This is a genomic window from Pseudomonas sp. F007, from assembly GCF_057814275.1.
Map to the genome: position 1 here is coordinate 220474 of NZ_JBVATA010000003.1, position 16375 is coordinate 236848.

Annotated in this window: 14 protein-coding genes; 7 read left to right on the forward strand and 7 right to left on the reverse strand. The window is 60.4% G+C overall.

Annotated features, from left to right (window positions below; translation table 11 throughout):
- Positions 1-81: 81 nt before the first annotated feature.
- On the reverse strand, positions 82-1611 hold the full coding sequence (gene gpmI, locus ACZYR5_RS08490; protein ID WP_489089218.1) for a 2,3-bisphosphoglycerate-independent phosphoglycerate mutase: 1530 nt from the start codon (positions 1609-1611) through the stop codon (positions 82-84).
- A 155-nt stretch (positions 1612-1766) separates the two neighbouring features.
- Between gpmI and ACZYR5_RS08495 the strand changes: the two genes are divergently transcribed.
- Genes ACZYR5_RS08495 through secB form a run of 3 tightly spaced genes read left to right on the forward strand, consistent with a single transcriptional unit; the run spans position 1767 to position 2969 of the window.
- Positions 1767-2180, forward strand: coding sequence for a rhodanese-like domain-containing protein (locus ACZYR5_RS08495; RefSeq protein ID WP_027617363.1), 414 nt, complete (start codon positions 1767-1769; stop codon positions 2178-2180).
- Position 2181: 1 nt separating this feature from the next.
- Positions 2182-2436 carry a glutaredoxin 3 gene (grxC, locus tag ACZYR5_RS08500; protein WP_489089219.1) on the forward strand — a complete coding sequence of 85 codons (255 nt, stop codon included), beginning with the start codon at positions 2182-2184 and terminating at the stop codon, positions 2434-2436.
- 50 nt (positions 2437-2486) lie between these two features.
- Positions 2487-2969: a protein-export chaperone SecB gene (gene secB, locus ACZYR5_RS08505; RefSeq protein WP_489089220.1), complete on the forward strand. Its 483-nt coding sequence runs from the start codon at positions 2487-2489 to the stop codon at positions 2967-2969.
- 102 nt (positions 2970-3071) lie between these two features.
- Here secB and ACZYR5_RS08510 read toward each other — a convergent pair whose 3' ends face one another.
- Positions 3072-3527, reverse strand: coding sequence for a tRNA (cytidine(34)-2'-O)-methyltransferase (locus ACZYR5_RS08510; RefSeq protein ID WP_027617366.1), 456 nt, complete (start codon positions 3525-3527; stop codon positions 3072-3074).
- Here ACZYR5_RS08510 and ACZYR5_RS08515 point away from each other — a divergent pair.
- The gene (locus ACZYR5_RS08515) at positions 3526-3966 is read left to right on the forward strand and encodes a hypothetical protein (RefSeq protein ID WP_489089221.1); all 441 of its coding nucleotides are present in this window, start codon (positions 3526-3528) and stop codon (positions 3964-3966) included. The genes ACZYR5_RS08510 and ACZYR5_RS08515 overlap by 2 nt on opposite strands.
- Positions 3967-4367: 401 nt before the next feature.
- Here the strand turns inward: ACZYR5_RS08515 and ntrC are convergent, their stop codons facing one another.
- From ntrC to glnA, 4 genes are all read right to left on the reverse strand, one after another.
- Positions 4368-5804, reverse strand: coding sequence for a nitrogen regulation protein NR(I) (ntrC, locus tag ACZYR5_RS08520; RefSeq protein ID WP_489089222.1), 1437 nt, complete (start codon positions 5802-5804; stop codon positions 4368-4370).
- The gene (glnL, locus tag ACZYR5_RS08525; RefSeq protein ID WP_027617369.1) at positions 5801-6886 is read right to left on the reverse strand and encodes a nitrogen regulation protein NR(II); all 1086 of its coding nucleotides are present in this window, start codon (positions 6884-6886) and stop codon (positions 5801-5803) included. The genes ntrC and glnL overlap by 4 nt, the downstream gene beginning before the upstream one ends.
- Positions 6887-7160: 274 nt before the next feature.
- Positions 7161-7580, reverse strand: a complete 420-nt coding sequence (locus tag ACZYR5_RS08530; RefSeq protein ID WP_489089523.1) for a cupin domain-containing protein — start codon at positions 7578-7580, stop codon at positions 7161-7163.
- A 185-nt stretch (positions 7581-7765) separates the two neighbouring features.
- A complete protein-coding gene (glnA, locus tag ACZYR5_RS08535) occupies positions 7766-9172 on the reverse strand; it encodes a type I glutamate--ammonia ligase (protein ID WP_489089223.1) in 1407 nt (468 codons plus the stop codon).
- A gap of 331 nt (positions 9173-9503) precedes the next feature.
- Here glnA and thiI point away from each other — a divergent pair, with 331 nt between their 5' ends.
- Positions 9504-10958 (forward strand): tRNA uracil 4-sulfurtransferase ThiI, encoded by a 1455-nt coding sequence (gene thiI / locus ACZYR5_RS08540; protein ID WP_489089224.1) that lies wholly within the window; start codon positions 9504-9506, stop codon positions 10956-10958.
- Positions 10959-11097: 139 nt separating this feature from the next.
- Complete coding sequence (typA, locus tag ACZYR5_RS08545; RefSeq protein WP_489089225.1) at positions 11098-12921, forward strand: translational GTPase TypA; 1824 nt, start codon at positions 11098-11100, stop codon at positions 12919-12921.
- 267 nt (positions 12922-13188) lie between these two features.
- Here typA and ACZYR5_RS08550 read toward each other — a convergent pair whose 3' ends face one another.
- Positions 13189-13626, reverse strand: a complete 438-nt coding sequence (locus ACZYR5_RS08550; RefSeq protein WP_489089226.1) for a YkgJ family cysteine cluster protein — start codon at positions 13624-13626, stop codon at positions 13189-13191.
- A gap of 252 nt (positions 13627-13878) precedes the next feature.
- Here ACZYR5_RS08550 and ACZYR5_RS08555 point away from each other — a divergent pair, with 252 nt between their 5' ends.
- Entirely contained in the window at positions 13879-16329 is a 2451-nt protein-coding gene (locus ACZYR5_RS08555) for a glycogen/starch/alpha-glucan phosphorylase (protein ID WP_489089227.1), read from the forward strand.
- Positions 16330-16375 lie beyond the last annotated feature (46 nt).

A 16375-nucleotide genomic window follows, 5' to 3' on the forward strand; every position in this document is an offset into this window, starting at 1 on the left:
TGGCGTCAGATCAATCACCAATAATGGTGAATATCAGATTGCTTTCGCTGGCAAGCCAGCTCCTACACAGGGGGCTGGCGGTTAGACGAGGATTGATTTGCCGGTCATTTCCGCCGGCTGTTCCAGGCCCAGCAGCTTGAGCATGGTCGGCGCCACGTCGGCCAGGACGCCGCCTTCACGGACCTTGAGGTCACGCTTGCCGTAGTAGATGAACGGTACCGGTTCGGTGGTGTGGGCGGTGTGGGCCTGGCCGGTGGATTCGTCGGACATCTGCTCGACGTTGCCGTGGTCGGCGGTGATCAGCGCTTCGCCGCCGACTTTTTCCAGCGCATCGACGATGCGGCCGACGCACTGGTCCAGGCATTCCACGGCCTTCACCGCGGCGGCGAACACGCCGCTGTGGCCGACCATGTCGCCGTTGGCGTAGTTGACCACGATCACGTCGTAGCGCTGGTTTTCAATCGCATCGACGATGCGGTCGGTGACTTCCGGGGCGCTCATTTCCGGCTGCAGGTCGTAGGTGGCGACTTTCGGCGAAGGAATCAGGATGCGCTCTTCACCCGGGAACGGCTCTTCGCGGCCGCCGGAGAAGAAGAAGGTCACGTGGGCGTATTTTTCGGTTTCGGCGATGCGCAATTGGGTCTTGCCGTTTTTCGCCAGGTAGTCGCCCAGCACGTTTTCCAGGCTGCCCGGGGCAAAAGCCGAGGGTGCAGGAATGCTGGCAGCGTATTGGGTGAGCATGACGAAGCCGGCCAGTTTCGGTTGGCGCGCACGTTCGAACTCGCTGAAGTTGTCTTCGACGAACACCCGGCTCAGCTCGCGCGCGCGGTCGGCGCGGAAGTTCATGAACACCACGGCGTCGCCGTCTTCTACCGTGACCTTGTCGCCAATGGTCGTGGCTTTGACGAATTCGTCGCTCTCGCCGCGCTCGTAGGCGGCTTGCAGGCCTTCCTGAGCCGAGGCAGCGTGGAATTCACCGGCGCCGTCGACGATCAGGTTGTAGGCCTGGGCGACGCGATCCCAGCGGTTGTCGCGGTCCATGGCGAAATAGCGGCCAATCAGGCTGGCGATCCGGCCCTTGCCCAGGGTCTTGAAGGCTTCGTCCAGCAGTTCGATCGACGATGCAGCGCTTTTTGGCGGCGTGTCGCGACCGTCGAGGAAGGCGTGCAGGTAGACCTTCTCGGCGCCACGCTTGACTGCCAGCTCGGCCATCGCGATCAGGTGATCCTGGTGACTGTGCACGCCGCCATCGGACAGCAGGCCCATGAAGTGCACGGCTTTGCCGGCGGCAACGGCTTTGTCCACCGCAGCGCAGATGGTCGGGTTTTCGAAGAACTCACCGTCGCGGATTGCCTTGGTCACGCGGGTGAAGTCCTGGTACACCACGCGGCCGGCGCCGAGGTTCATGTGGCCGACTTCCGAGTTGCCCATCTGCCCGTCCGGCAGACCGACATCCATGCCCGAACCCGAGATCAGGCCATTCGGAACGGTGGCGCACAGGCGATCGAGGACCGGCTTGTTGGCCGCGAACACGGCATTGGATTCCTCGCTCTCGCTGTGACCGAAGCCGTCAAGAATCATCAGGACCAAAGGTTTAGGCGTGGTAGTCATAGATTCCGCTCTGGCTGGAGTTAAAAAAGGGGCGATGGAAAAAGGGAGTGGCAGTTTAAAGGCAAGTTCCTTCCACGTCACCGCCGGACGGGGTTTGGCCGACCATAGTGGCTGTGTATACTGGCCGACATTTTAACGCCCTGGAACCTCCTTCGATGGTTGCTCACCTGATTGAATTTGCCACTAATCACTATCTGCTCGTCGGTATCTTCGTGGTACTGCTGGGCCTGCTGATCGCTTACCAGATGCAAGGTGGCGGCCGCAGCCTGAGCACCGGCGAACTGACCGCGCTGGTCAACAAGGATTCGGGTGTAGTGATCGACATCCGTTCGACCAAGGATTTCGCCGCCGGCCACATCGTTGGCGCGCTGAACATCCCGCACGACAAGCTGACGGCCCGTGTTGGCGAGCTGGAAAAGCACAAGGCCAAGACCCTTATCCTGGTGGACGCCATGGGTCAGACCGCCGGCACTCACGCGCGCGAACTGCTCAAGGCCGGTTTCACCGCGGCCAAGCTGTCCGGCGGGATTTCCAGCTGGAAAGCCGACAACCTGCCGCTGGTGAAGTGACATGGCCCAGGTCGTCGTCTATTCCAGCGATTACTGCCCCTACTGCTCGCGTGCCAAGTACCTGCTCGAGAACAAGGGCGTAGCCTTCGAAGAGATCAAGGTCGATGGCAAGCCGCAAGTGCGCGCCGAAATGGCCCAGAAGGCGGGGCGTACGTCGGTGCCACAGATCTGGATCGGCAGCACCCACGTCGGTGGTTGCGATGATTTGTTTGCCCTGGACCGCGCGGGCAAGCTCGACGCGCTGCTCAAGGCCTGAGCTACACGATAAGCCAACCTAAAAGACCCCTGGATCAAGAAGGATCTGCGATGACTGACCAACAGAACACCGCTGCAACAGAAGAAGAAAATGCACCGCAATTCTCCTTGCAGCGCATCTATGTACGTGACCTGTCCTTCGAAGCCCCGAAAAGCCCGGCGATCTTCCGCCAGCAGTGGGAGCCGAGCGTCGGTCTGGACCTGAACACCAGCCAGAAGGCCCTGGAAAGCGATTTCCACGAAGTCGTGCTGACCCTGTCGGTGACCGTGAAGAACGGTGACGAGGTGGCGTTCATTGCTGAAGTCCAGCAGGCCGGTATCTTCCTGATCAAGAACCTTGATCCGAACTCGATGAGCCACACCCTTGGCGCGTTCTGCCCGAACATCCTGTTCCCGTACGCTCGCGAAGCGCTGGACAGCCTGGTGACCCGTGGCTCGTTCCCGGCCCTGATGCTGGCTCCGGTGAACTTCGACGCGCTGTACGCGCAAGAAGTGCAGCGCATGCAGCAGGAAGGCGCGCAGACCGTTCAATAAACGGCGCGGCTGACACCCTCGCGGGCAAGCCCGCTCCCACAGGTTTTGCACAATCCTGTGGGAGCGGGCTTGCCCGCGATTGTTTTGGCTTGGCGAAAAGGTTTACTTGAAGCCCAACTGCCGCCAGCCCTCGTAAACAGCGACCGCCACGGTATTGGACAGGTTCAAGCTGCGGCAGCCCTCCCGCATGGGCAGGCGCAGGCGGTGGCCGGCGGGCAGGGCGTCGAGCACTTCGGCGGGCAGGCCGCGGCTTTCCGGGCCGAACAGGAACGCATCGCCCTCGGCGAAGCTGACGTCGTGGAAGGGTTGCGAGCCCTTGGTGGTGAAGGCGAACACCCGTGGCTGGCCGAGGCTTTCCAGGCAACTGGCGAGGTCGGCGTGGCGCTGCAGGGTGGCATACTCGTGGTAGTCGAGCCCGGCCCGGCGCAGGCGCTTGTCATCCATCTCGAAGCCCAGTGGCTCGATCAAATGCAGGTGGCAGCCGCTGTTGGCGCAGAGCCTGATAACGTTGCCGGTATTCGGTGGAATTTCCGGTTGAAAAAGGATGACGTGAAACATGCACGGCTCCGAAGGTAAAGACAGCCGGCATTCTACGCCGGAAGTGGACCTGCGATCGAAGCTATTCCCGCGGGTGATGGGCTCGTTGGCGATTGTCGGGGTGATGGTGGGCTTGATGATCGGCCGCCTGACCACACCAGATCCGACCGAGCTGCAGCAGGTCGAGGTGACGGGCGATGGCCTGGTGGTGTGGTTCAACAATGAGCCGAAGGTCCACGGCGAGCAGATCGACGGTACCGTGGCGCTGCTGTTCGATGCGCAGGGCAAGTCTGCCAAGGGCCAGCTCAAGCTGAATCAGCGTGACGTGAATTGGCGAGTGCGCAAGAGTGACCAGGGGCTGTTGCTGACGCTGGTGGCGGCCCGGCCGCTGAAGGGCGCTTGGGCCGGCAGCGAGGTGGATGATCGCTGGCGGTTGGAGATCCATCTCCAGGAGCAATAAAAGAGGGATCCCCGGCCTGCCTGTACCAAGGTCCCCAAACGGGAAGGGCTGCGACGTGCGTCGCAAGCCCGGTGTAAAGAGGGGAATCCTCGGCCTGCCTGTACCAAGGTCCCCGAAACTGGGTAGTACTGGAGTTATTGCAGGGGGCGTGCCAGAACGCGCGAGTTGTGCCAAAAATTTTCAGATAAAAGCGCAAAGCCCCGGGATACGAGGCTTTGGTGTTTTTGGTCTACAAGATGCTTACTGCTTTCTCTTGGTTTTTGCATGCGCGATTGCAGGTCAGGGTGCATTGCTGTGGTGCATGCTGGCCCCAAAAGCATCGCGAGCAGGCTCGCTCCTACACTTGTAGGAGCGAGCCTGCTCGCGATTGGATTTAACAGCCAGCAATGAATCCGGGTCGTTCAGCCTTCGTCCGCCTCGTCGTCATCCCCGCCATCCACCTTCATCCCCAACTCCTTGATCTTGCGGGTCAAGGTGTTGCGGCCCCAGCCCAGCAGCACGGCGGCGTCGCGACGGCGGCCGGCGGTGTGCTTGAGGGCGGTTTCGATCATGATTCGCTCGAAGGCCGGCACGGCGCTGTCGAGCAGGCTCGACTGGCCGCGGGCCAGGGCCTGGTCGGCCCATTGGCGCAAGGCCTGTTCCCAGTTGGTGACCGGTGCAGAATCCTGCGGCAGGTTCAGCAGTTCCGGTGGCAGGTCGCTGATGTGCACTTCGCGGCCCGAGGCCATCACCGTGATCCAGCGGCAAGTGTTCTCCAGCTGGCGCACGTTGCCGCCCCACGGCAAGTTCTTCAGGTATTCCTCGGTTTCGCTTTTCAGCAGCTTCGGCTCGACCGCCAGCTCCTGTGCAGCCCGGGCGAGGAAGTGCTTGGCCAGGGTCGGAATGTCTTCGCGACGGTCCGACAGGCGCGGAATATGGATGCGAATCACGTTCAAGCGGTGGAACAAGTCTTCGCGAAACTTGCCAGCGTGCACCAGGGTTTCCAGGTTCTGGTGGGTCGCGGCGATGATTCGCACATCGACCTTCACCGGCACGTGACCGCCGACCCGGTAGAACTCGCCATCGGCCAGGACCCGCAGCAGGCGGGTCTGGGTGTCGGCTGGCATGTCGCCGATTTCGTCGAGGAACAAAGTGCCGCCGTCGGCTTGTTCAAAACGCCCGCGGCGCAGGTTGGCGGCGCCGGTGAACGCACCTTTCTCGTGACCGAACAGCTCGGATTCCATCAGGTCCTTGGGAATCGCCGCCATGTTCAGGGCGATGAACGGCGAGGTCGCACGCGGGCTGTGACGGTGCAGGGCGTGGGCGACCAGCTCCTTGCCGGTGCCGGATTCGCCATTGATCAACACGGTGATGTTGGAGTGGCTCAAGCGTCCGATGGCGCGAAACACTTCCTGCATCGCCGGCGCTTCGCCGATGATTTCCGGGGTGCGGGTCAGGGTCGGGGCCACTTCCAGGCCTTGTTGTTCCTGGGCGTGCTGGTTGGCGCGCTTGACCAGTGACACCGCTTCGTCGACGTCGAAGGGCTTGGGCAGGTATTCGAAGGCGCCACCCTGGTAGGACGCGACAGCGCTGTCCAGATCGGAGTGGGCGGTCATGATGATCACCGGCAACCGCGGGTGCTGTTCGCGAATCCGCGCCAGCAGGTCCAGGCCACTGGCGCCGGGCATGCGGATGTCGGAAATGATCACGTCTGGCTGCTGGCGCGCCAGGCGGCTCATCACGCCATCGGCGCTGTCGAAGCTCTGGGTGGTCATGCCTTCCTGTTGCAGGGCTTTTTCCAGGACCCAACGGATTGAACGGTCGTCATCGACGATCCACACGGTTTCACTACGGCTCATGTCGATGTGGCTCCTTGTTCCAGTGGCAGAAAGATCGAGAACGTGGTGTGGCCTGGGTGGCTGTCACACTCGATCAGGCCCTGGTGCTGGCTGATGATGTTCTGGGTAATGGCCAGGCCCAGCCCGGTACCGTCCGGACGGCCGCTGACCATGGGAAAAAAGATGGTTTCCTGCAGGTCCGCAGGAATACCCGGACCGTTGTCGATGATTTCGATCTTGGTCACCAGGCGATGGCGCACGTGGCCGATGGTGAACTGGCGCATGGCCCGCGAGCGCAGGGTGATGCGCCCCAGGCGCAGTTCGTTCTGGCTGCTGATGGCCTGCATCGCGTTGCGCACGATATTGAGCACGGCCTGGATCATCTGCTCGCGGTCGATCAATACGTCCGGGATGCTCGGGTCGTAGTCGCGCACCAGGGTGATGCAGCCCTGGCTTTCGGCCTCGACCAGGCTGCAGACGCGCTCCAGCACTTCGTGAATGTTGCACATGGCCAGCGACGGCAACTTGTTCGAGCCGAGCATGCGATCCACCAGGTTACGCAGGCGATCCGCTTCTTCAATGATGACGTTGGTGTAGTCCTTGAGGCTTTCTTCCGGCAGTTCGCGCGCCAGCAGCTGCGCGGCGCCACGAATCCCGCCCAATGGGTTCTTGATTTCATGGGCCAGGCCGCGCACCAGCATTTTGCTGGTTTCCTGCTTGGACAGTTGGGCCTCTTCCTTGGTGATGCGCAGCAAGCGGTCCCGTGGGTGGACTTCAAGCAGCAAGAGCGTGGCGCCGTTGCTGAGAATCGGCGTGACCGCGTAATCGACGGTCAGGGTCTGGCCGGTCAGGGCGGTGAGCAGGGCTTCGCGCTTGGTGAACGGGTGCGCCTGCTCGACGGCCTGGCGCAGCGAGTTCAGGGCTTCGGTCGACTCGGTGAACAGTTCGCTGATGAACTGCCCGTGACTGCGCTGGCCGCTGATGGCCAGGAGCATTTCCGCGGCCGGGTTCATGTACTCGAGGCGCAGGTCGGCGTTGAGCAGAATGGTGGCGGTGGTCAAGTTGTCGAGTAGCAAGCGGTGCAGTGCGTCGCTGATGGTCATTAGGACCTCTTTTGGAGCAGGCGCGCGCGAGAATAAGGCGCTGTTACAAAGAAAATGCAAAAACCAAACCAAGGCTCCGAAAAGAAGCAATCAACCCACTGAAACGGGCGTTTCAAGTTCACTGGCGTGGCGAATTGCAAGCACTGCCCGGGTATTTACGAACCAAAATGGGTTTCAAGGTATGAGCGAGTGCAACCTATCGCACCAATATAGTGCGCAACGCCGGACAACGCTTTTGGTAATTGCACGTTCCTCGCCTGGGTCGCGCTTGTCCTCAGGGTGTTTGCGACAAGGGGATGCCCGGGCTGCCGGCGTAGAACACGATCAGCTCGACCGGGTTGTCGCCGGTTTTGCCGCGATGCACCGTGTCGACCATCTCGGCCAGGGTGTGCCCTGCCTTGAGGACCTGCTGCTGGCCGCTGGCTTGTGCTTGCACGGTCAGCTCGCCGGAGAGGATGTAGGCCAGGTTGGGCATGGGGTGGGTGTGCCAGTCGAGGGCGGTATTGGCGGGGATGCGCAGTTTCAGCAGGGTCAGTTCGGGGCGGCCCTCGGGGTAGGCGGCATAGGCGTTGCCGTCCCAGGAATGGCTGGTCTGGATCAGGATCTGGCGTTCGGGCTGGGGTTTGCTCGGGCTGCTGACGCAACCGCTCAGCAACAGGCAGGCGACGAAAATGTTCAGCGGTTTCATAGGCAAGGCTCGCACTCGGTTTATCCAGTGGGTGAGCCGAAAAGATTAAGAGATGTGTCTCCTGCTGGATGCCGGACGCAACCTTGTTTGGCCCGGGCGCAATTGCTTTGCCGTGTCGGAATTTTCCATAAAAAAAGGCCTTCCGAAGAAGGCCTCTTTCAAGTCACGCCGCGAGTGCTGGCGCTACTGGATCAGCAGCTGTAGTACAGCTCGTATTCCAGTGGGTGCACGAAGGTGCGCACTTTGATTTCTTCTTCGCTTTTCAGGGCGATGTAGGCGTCGATGAAGTCATCGGAGAACACGCCGCCTTTGGTCAGGAACGCACGACCTTTGTCCAGCTCTTCCAGGGCTTCTTTCAGGCTGCCGCAAACTTGCGGGATCTCTTTCGCCTCTTCAGGCGGCAGGTCGTACAGGTTTTTGTCAGCGGCATCGCCAGGGTGGATCTTGTTCTGGATGCCATCCAGGCCAGCCATCAGCAGTGCAGCGAAGCACAGGTACGGGTTGGCAGCTGGATCCGGGAAGCGGGCTTCGATACGGCGGGCTTTCGGGCTCGACACGTAAGGAATACGGATCGAAGCGGAACGGTTGCGAGCCGAGTAGGCCAGCATTACCGGAGCTTCGAAGCCTGGTACCAGACGCTTGTAGGAGTTGGTCGCCGGGTTGGTGAAGCCGTTCAGCGCCTTACCGTGCTTGATGATACCGCCGATGAAGTACAGGGCGGTGTCCGACAGGCCGGCATAGCCTTCGCCGGCGAAGGTGTTCTTGCCATCTTTCCAGATGGACATGTGCACGTGCATGCCCGAACCGTTGTCGCCGTACAGTGGCTTCGGCATGAAGGTCGCGGTGCGACCGTATGCGTCAGCAACGTTGTGCACAACGTACTTCAGGGTTTGGGTTTCGTCGGCTTTCTTCACCAGGGTGTTGAACTTGACGCCGATTTCGTTCTGGCCGGCAGTCGCCACTTCGTGGTGGTGAACTTCAACGGTCAGGCCCATTTCTTCCAGTGCGTTGCACATGGAGGTACGGATTTCGTGGTCGTGGTCGAACGGCGGAACTGGGAAGTAGCCACCTTTGACGCCTGGACGGTGGCCTTTGTTGCCGCCTTCCACGTCCTGGTCGGACATCCACGAGCCTTGCTCGGAGTAGATCTTGAACATCGAGCCGGAGATGTCCGACTTGAACTTGACTTGGTCGAAGATGAAGAACTCTGGCTCTGGACCTGCGAATACGGTGTCACCGATGGCGGTGGCCTTCAGGTACTCTTCGGCGCGCTTGGCGATCGCACGAGGGTCGCGGTCGTAGCCTTGCATGCTCGAAGGTTCGATGATGTCGCAGACCAGGATCAGGGTCGGCTCTTCGGTGAACGGGTCCAGCACGGCGGTTTCGTCAACCGGCATCAGGATCATGTCGGAGGCTTCGATGCCTTTCCAGCCAGCGATGGAGGAACCGTCGAACATCTTGCCGACTTCGAAGAAGTCGTCTTCCAGCGCATCGCGAGCCGGCATGGTCACGTGGTGCTGAGTGCCTTTGGTGTCCGTGAAGCGCAGATCAATCCATTTAACGTCATGATCTTTGATGAGTTGAACCGACTTCGACATAGTGTCCTCCGGGTGGCTTCGGGCTTGGTAGTGGATGCCCTAAGTAATGTGGGTGATGCCGGCGCGAATACTCTGCCAAGGCAACCTGCCTCACAAGAGAGCAAATTGCATGCCAGTGCCCCAGCATGGGTTTTTCGCCCCAAAATCACCCTTATAAAGGTGAAAACGGTCCAAAAGTCTAAAAGTGCGCCCCCTAATGTAGCGCTCAAAGCCACAAATGACCCGTTTTGGTGCGTTGCAAATCAGATGCAGATTAATTGGTTAAACCTTGAGCAATTTCCGCTATAATCCGCGCCCCCCTTTTTCGGCTGGCCCAGCGCGCGCTGTTTTCATGAAACTAATCGTAAAAGTCTTCCCCGAGATCACCATCAAAAGCCGCCCGGTACGGATGCGTTTCATCCGTCAGTTGGCCAAGAACATCCGTGCCGTGCTCCGCGATCTGGACCCGGCCGTGGTGGTGAACGGCGTGTGGGACAACCTCGAGCTGGAAACTCACGTCACTGACGCCAAGGCCTTGAAGGACATGACCGAGCGCCTGAGCTGCACGCCAGGCGTCGCGCACTTCCTGCAGATCGACGAGTACCCGCTGGGTGATTTCGACGACATCGTCGCCAAGTGCAAGCAGCACTACGGCGATGCCCTGGCCGGGAAGATCTTCTCGGTGCGCTGCAAGCGTGCCGGCAAGCACCCGTTCAGCTCGATCGACATCGAGAAATACGTCGGCAGCCAGTTGCGCCGTCAGTGTGGGGCCGCCGGGATCGACCTGAAAAAGCCGGAAATCGAAGTCCGCATCGAAGTTCGCGACCAACGGTTGTTCGTGATCCACAGCCAGCACAACGGCATCGGCGGCTACCCGCTGGGCGCGCTGGAGCAGACGCTGGTATTGATGTCCGGGGGGTTCGACTCCACTGTCGCCGCCTACCAGATCATGCGCCGCGGCCTGATGGCGCACTTCTGCTTCTTCAACCTCGGTGGTCGTGCCCACGAATTGGGCGTGATGGAAGTCGCGCATTTCATCTGGAAGAAGTACGGCAGCTCGCAACGCGTGTTATTTGTCAGTGTGCCGTTCGAGGAAGTGCTCGGCGAAATTCTCGGCAAGGTCGATAACAGCCATATGGGCGTCGTATTGAAGCGTATGATGTTGCGCGCTTCCGAGCGGATCGCCGATCGCCTGCACATCGATGCGCTGGTCACCGGCGAGGCGATTTCCCAGGTCTCGAGCCAGACGCTGCCGAACCTCAACGTGATCGACTGCGTGACCGACAAGCTGGTGCTGCGCCCGCTGATCGCCAGTCACAAGCAGGACATCATCGACACCGCCATCGAGATCGGCACCGCCGATTTCGCCCGGCACATGCCGGAGTACTGCGGGGTCATTTCGGTGAACCCGAAGACCGCTGCCAAGCGTCATCGCGTTGAGCACGAAGAGAAAGAATTCGACATGGCGGTGCTTGAGCGAGCGCTCGAGAACGCCAAGCTGGTGCCGATCGATCGGGTGATCGACGAATTGGGCCAGGACTTGCAGATTGAAGAAGTCAGCGAAGCGCTGGCCGGTCAGATCGTCATCGACATCCGTCACCCGGATGCCGCCGAGGATGACCCGCTGGACCTGGCTGGCGTCGAGGTACAAACGATGCCGTTTTATGCACTGAACGCTCGTTTCAAGGAACTGGACCCTACTCGCCAGTACCTGCTGTATTGCGACAAAGGCGTGATGAGTCGCCTGCATGCCCACCATTTGCTCAGTGAGGGGCATGCCAATGTGCGCGTTTATCGACCGAGCTAAGAGCCCGGGGCTGTATGCCTGTGGCCTGCGTCACCGGCCCCCCGACTCTGCCGTCAAGCTGTAACGGCATGGCCTGACTCTACTGTAAATCGCTGCCAAGACTTGTCAGCACACCGAATCCTCTGATCGAGATACACAAGTGATCGAAAATCTACGCAACATCGCCATCATTGCTCACGTTGACCACGGTAAAACCACCCTGGTAGACAAACTCCTGCGTCAATCCGGCACCCTGGAGCGCAACGAGCTCAACGACGAGCGCGTGATGGACTCCAACGACCAGGAGAAAGAGCGCGGTATTACCATTCTGGCGAAAAACACCGCCATCAACTGGAACGGCTACCACATCAACATCGTGGACACCCCGGGCCACGCCGACTTCGGCGGCGAAGTAGAGCGCGTAATGTCGATGGTCGACTCCGTTCTGCTGCTGGTTGACGCTCAAGACGGCCCTATGCCGCAAACCCGTTTCGTGACCAAGAAGGCGTTCGAAGCCGGCCTGCGTCCGATCGTGTGCATCAACAAGGTTGACCGTCCAGGCGCGCGTCCGGACTGGGTTCTGGACCAGATCTTCGACCTGTTCGACAACCTGGGTGCCACCGAAGAACAGCTGGACTTCAAAGTCGTCTACGCCTCGGCCCTGAACGGTATTGCCGGTCTGGACCACACCGACATGGCTGAAGACATGACCCCGCTGTACCAGTCGATCGTCGACAACGTACCAGCGCCGTCCGTTGACCGTGACGGTCCGTTCCAGATGCAAATCTCCGCTCTGGACTACAACAGCTTCCTGGGTGTTATCGGTGTTGGCCGTATCGCCCGTGGTACCGTCAAGCCAAACACTCCGGTAGTGGCTATCGGCGCCGACGGCAAGAAGCGCAACGGTCGTATCCTGAAGCTGATGGGTCACCACGGTCTGCACCGCATCGACGTTGAAGAAGCGGCAGCTGGCGACATCGTGTGCATCAGCGGCATGGACTCGCTGTTCATCTCCGATACCCTGTGCCACCCGGACACCGTCGAGGCGATGAAGCCTCTGACCGTCGACGAGCCAACCGTTTCCATGACCTTCCAGGTAAACGACTCGCCATTCTGCGGTAAAGAAGGCAAGTTCGTGACCTCCCGTAACATCAAGGAGCGTCTGGACAAAGAGCTGCTGTACAACGTTGCACTGCGCGTTGAAGAAGGCGACTCGGCTGACAAGTTCAAGGTATCCGGCCGTGGTGAGCTGCACCTCTCGGTACTGATCGAAACCATGCGTCGCGAAGGTTTCGAAATGGCTGTAGGCCGTCCGGAAGTGATCATCCGTCTGGTAGACGGCGTGAAGCACGAACCGTTCGAAAACGTCACCATCGACCTGCCGGAAGAATCCCAGGGCAAGGTGATGGAAGAGATGGGTCTGCGTAAAGGCGACCTGACCAACATGGTGCCGGATGGCAAAGGCCGTGTGCGTCTGGAATACAACATCCCTGCTCGTGGTCTGATCGGTTTCCGTAACCAGTTCCTGACCCTGACCAACGGTGCTGGCATCCTGACCTCGATCTTCGACCGTTACGACGTGATGAAATCGGGCGACATGTCCGGTCGTCAGAACGGCGTTCTGGTTTCGGTTGAAACCGGCAAGGCGCTGACCTACTCCCTGGAAACCCTGCAGGCGCGTGGCAAGCTGTTCGTTGAACACGGTCAGGAAATCTACAACGGTCAAATCGTTGGCCTGAACAGCCGTGACAACGACCTGGGCGTCAACCCTACCAAGGGCAAGAAGCTCGACAACATGCGTGCTTCGGGTAAAGACGAAACCATCGCCCTGGTTCCACCTGTTCGCTTCACCCTGGAACAGGCTCTGGAATTCATCCAGGACGACGAGCTGTGCGAAGTCACTCCTAAGTCCATCCGTCTTCGCAAGAAGATCCTGGACGAAAGCGAGCGTACCCGCGCTGCCAAGAAAGCCAAGGCTAACTAAGTCACTTAGTTAACCGGGCTCAAAAAAACGCCCCCGACCGCAAGGTTGGGGGCGTTTTTGTTTGTCTGGGGTATTTGCGGTAGGGCTTGGCAATCCACCACCCCTGTAGGAGCCGGCTTGCCGGCGAAGGCGTTTGCACTGTCGATGCAAGGCTTGGGTTTGCCTTCGCTGGCAAGCCAGCTCCTACAGTGGACCGGCGTCGATCACGCGGCGGCGCTCCATCGCTCGCGATGGCGGTCTGTCTGTCGACAAATAAACCCGGAAATATCAGAACCGATCAATACTCCGCGAATTGCTCTGGCGCTCCACTTCCTTGGGTTTATACGCGCAATAACCCGGACGCGGCCCGATCTTCGGGTGGTTGCGGCAGGTGTCGGGGCGTTTTTCATAAATAGTGCACAAACGCGATTTACGATCCAGGTAGTAGCAATCGTTGTTGCTCATGCGCTGGATGGTGAAGATCTCGGTGCGCTGGTTGAAGCGCTCGACGATTCCTTCCTTCTGCAGGCGCTTGGCGATGTTCTTCGGCGGATCGCCCATTTCGAACTCGTCGACGATGCCAATGCGGATCAGGTCCTTGATCTTCACTTCGACCGGCAGCGTGCAGCAGCTGGAGATGCAGGCGCCACACATGGGGGCGGAATACTTGGCCCAGGTATCGAGACGGTCGATCTCCGCGGCAGCGATCAGGGTGGGCTTCATCATGGGCAATATCCGGCGTGCATCAGGGCGCGCGATCATACCGGGACTGGTGGATTTTTGAACAACCTTTCGCCAGATTTTTTTTCGCCAGGCTCAAGGTCCGCAAACCCCGGCACGACCCCTGCATTCATTTACCGTCAACAGCCACACATTCGCGACTGACTCGCACCCATTGGAAAAACTGCCGAACCCGCGCCTCTACCGTCTGTCAGACCGTCTAGGCTCAGACAATTCCATGCTCCCGAGGTCCTATCGATGACTCAAGAACCACTTGTTCGCGAAGCCGAGGTGGCTGCGTTCCGCGAAGCCGTCCTGACCAAACTGACGTACGCCGTCGGCAAAGACCCTGATCACGCCTTCGACCACGACTGGTTCGAGGCCATTGCGCTGGCGGCGCGCGATCACATGGTCGAGCACTGGATGGACCACACGCGGCAGATCTACCGCAAAGGCCAGAAGCGGGTGTATTACCTCTCGCTGGAATTCCTCATCGGCCGCCTGCTCTACGACAGCCTGAGCAACCTCGGTTTGCTCGATGTCGCCCGCGAGGCGCTGACCGAATTGGGTGTGGACCTTGAACGCATCCGCCTGCTCGAGCCCGACGCGGCGCTGGGCAACGGCGGCCTGGGGCGCCTGGCGGCGTGCTTCATGGAAAGCATGTCGACCCTTGGCATTGCCGGGCATGGCTATGGCATCCGCTACGAGCACGGCCTGTTTCGCCAGGCGATTGTCGATGGCTGGCAACAGGAACAGACCGAACACTGGCTGGATTTCGGCAACCCCTGGGAGTTCGAGCGCCCGGAGGTGATCTACCCGATCGGCTTTGGCGGCAGCGTCGAGACCCTCACCGATGCCAGCGGCAAGACCAAACAGGTCTGGACGCCTGGGGAGACGGTGCGGGCGGTGGCCTACGATACCCCGGTGGTCGGCTGGCGCGGTGCCAGCGTCAACACCCTGCGGCTGTGGCGGGCACGGGCCATGGAGGACCTGCACCTGGAGCGCTTCAACGCCGGCGATCACTTGGGCGCGGTGGCGGAAGTGGCGCGGGCGGAAAGCATCTCCAGGGTGCTGTACCCGGCCGACAGCACCGAAGCGGGGCAGGAATTGCGCCTGCGCCAGGAATACTTCTTCGTCGCCGCCTCGCTGCAGGACCTGCTGCGCCGCCATCGCAACATGCACACCTCGGTGCTGACCTTGGGCGATCACGCGGCGATCCAGCTCAACGACACCCACCCCTCGATTGCCGTGGCCGAACTGATGCGCCAGTTGGTGGACGTGCACGACGTCGAGTGGGATGCGGCCTGGCAGGTCACCGTCGACACGCTGTCCTACACCAACCACACCCTGTTGCCTGAGGCGCTGGAGACCTGGCCGGTCGGATTGATGGAGCGCATGCTGCCGCGGCACATGCAGATCATCTACCTGATCAACGCCCAGCACATCGATTCGCTGCGGGCCAAGGGCATTCATGATTTCGATGTATTGCGCGCGGTGTCGCTGATCGAGGAAGACAACGGCCGTCGCGTGCGCATGGGCAACCTGGCGTTCCTTGGCTCCCACAGCGTCAACGGCGTCTCCGGCCTGCACACGCAGCTGATGCGCAGCACGGTGTTTTCCGAACTGCACAAACTGTACCCGGAGCGGATCAACAACAAGACCAACGGCATCACCTTCCGCCGCTGGTTGTACCAGGCCAACCCCGAGCTGACGGCGATGATGGTCGACGCCATCGGCCCTGAATTGCTGGATAACCCCGAGGAGCTGTTGGTCGGCCTGGAAGCGTTCGCCGAGAAGTCGGCGTTTCGCAAGCAGTTCGCCGAGCAACGCCTGCACAGCAAGAAGGCCCTGGCCTACCTGATTCACGAGCGCCTGGGCATCGCGGTCAATCCGGCGGCGCTGTTCGACGTGCAGGTCAAGCGGATTCACGAGTACAAGCGCCAGTTGCTCAACCTGCTGCACACCGTCGCCCTGTATCAGGCGATTCGCGCCGAGCCGGAAACCGACTGGGTACCACGGGTGAAAATCTTCGCCGGCAAGGCGGCTGCCAGTTATCACCAGGCCAAGCTGATCATCAAGTTGACCAACGATGTCGCCCGCACGGTGAACAACGACCCGACCGTGCGTGGCCTGCTCAAGGTGGTGTTCCTGCCCAACTACAACGTCAGCCTGGCCGAGAGCATCATCCCGGCGGCGGACCTGTCGGAGCAGATCTCCACCGCTGGTTTCGAGGCTTCGGGCACCAGCAACATGAAGTTCGGCCTCAACGGGGCGCTGACCATCGGCACCCTGGACGGCGCCAACGTGGAAATGTGCGAGCGCATCGGCGCCGAGCACATGTTCATCTTCGGCCTCAGCGCCCAGCAGGTGGAAGCGCGCAAGCAGAACCACGAGTTCCACGCCGGTCCGGATATCGCCGCCTCCCATCGCTTGAACGACGTGCTGCAAGCGATACGCAGCGGGGTGTTTTCACCGGATGATCCGGCACGCTACACCGGCCTGATTGATTCGTTGATCGACTATGACCGCTTCCTGGTCTGTGCCGACTTTGACTCCTACTGGGCGGCGCAGATGCGCGTCGAGAGCCATTGGCATGATTCGAAAGAATGGTGGCGTTCTGCCGTACTGAACAGTGCGCGAATGGGCTGGTTCTCGTCTGACCGCACCATCCGCGAGTACGCCACGCAAATCTGGAAAGCGCTGGAGTAGCAATAAGGATAATTCTGTTGCAAGCCCAACGTTTGTTGGGCTTGGT

What these genes read in the sequence shown, in the direction of transcription:
- gpmI (WP_489089218.1), bottom strand. Translation starts at nt 1,611, where the DNA reads ATGACTACCACGCCTAAACCTTTGGTCCTGATGATTCTTGACGGCTTC.
- ACZYR5_RS08495 (WP_027617363.1), top strand. Translation starts at nt 1,767, where the DNA reads ATGGTTGCTCACCTGATTGAATTTGCCACTAATCACTATCTGCTCGTC.
- grxC (WP_489089219.1), top strand. Translation starts at nt 2,182, where the DNA reads ATGGCCCAGGTCGTCGTCTATTCCAGCGATTACTGCCCCTACTGCTCG.
- secB (WP_489089220.1), top strand. Translation starts at nt 2,487, where the DNA reads ATGACTGACCAACAGAACACCGCTGCAACAGAAGAAGAAAATGCACCG.
- ACZYR5_RS08515 (WP_489089221.1), top strand. Translation starts at nt 3,526, where the DNA reads ATGCACGGCTCCGAAGGTAAAGACAGCCGGCATTCTACGCCGGAAGTG.
- ACZYR5_RS08510 (WP_027617366.1), bottom strand. Translation starts at nt 3,527, where the DNA reads ATGTTTCACGTCATCCTTTTTCAACCGGAAATTCCACCGAATACCGGC.
- ntrC (WP_489089222.1), bottom strand. Translation starts at nt 5,804, where the DNA reads ATGAGCCGTAGTGAAACCGTGTGGATCGTCGATGACGACCGTTCAATC.
- glnL (WP_027617369.1), bottom strand. Translation starts at nt 6,886, where the DNA reads ATGACCATCAGCGACGCACTGCACCGCTTGCTACTCGACAACTTGACC.
- glnA (WP_489089223.1), bottom strand. Translation starts at nt 9,172, where the DNA reads ATGTCGAAGTCGGTTCAACTCATCAAAGATCATGACGTTAAATGGATT.
- thiI (WP_489089224.1), top strand. Translation starts at nt 9,504, where the DNA reads ATGAAACTAATCGTAAAAGTCTTCCCCGAGATCACCATCAAAAGCCGC.
- ACZYR5_RS08550 (WP_489089226.1), bottom strand. Translation starts at nt 13,626, where the DNA reads ATGATGAAGCCCACCCTGATCGCTGCCGCGGAGATCGACCGTCTCGAT.
- ACZYR5_RS08555 (WP_489089227.1), top strand. Translation starts at nt 13,879, where the DNA reads ATGACTCAAGAACCACTTGTTCGCGAAGCCGAGGTGGCTGCGTTCCGC.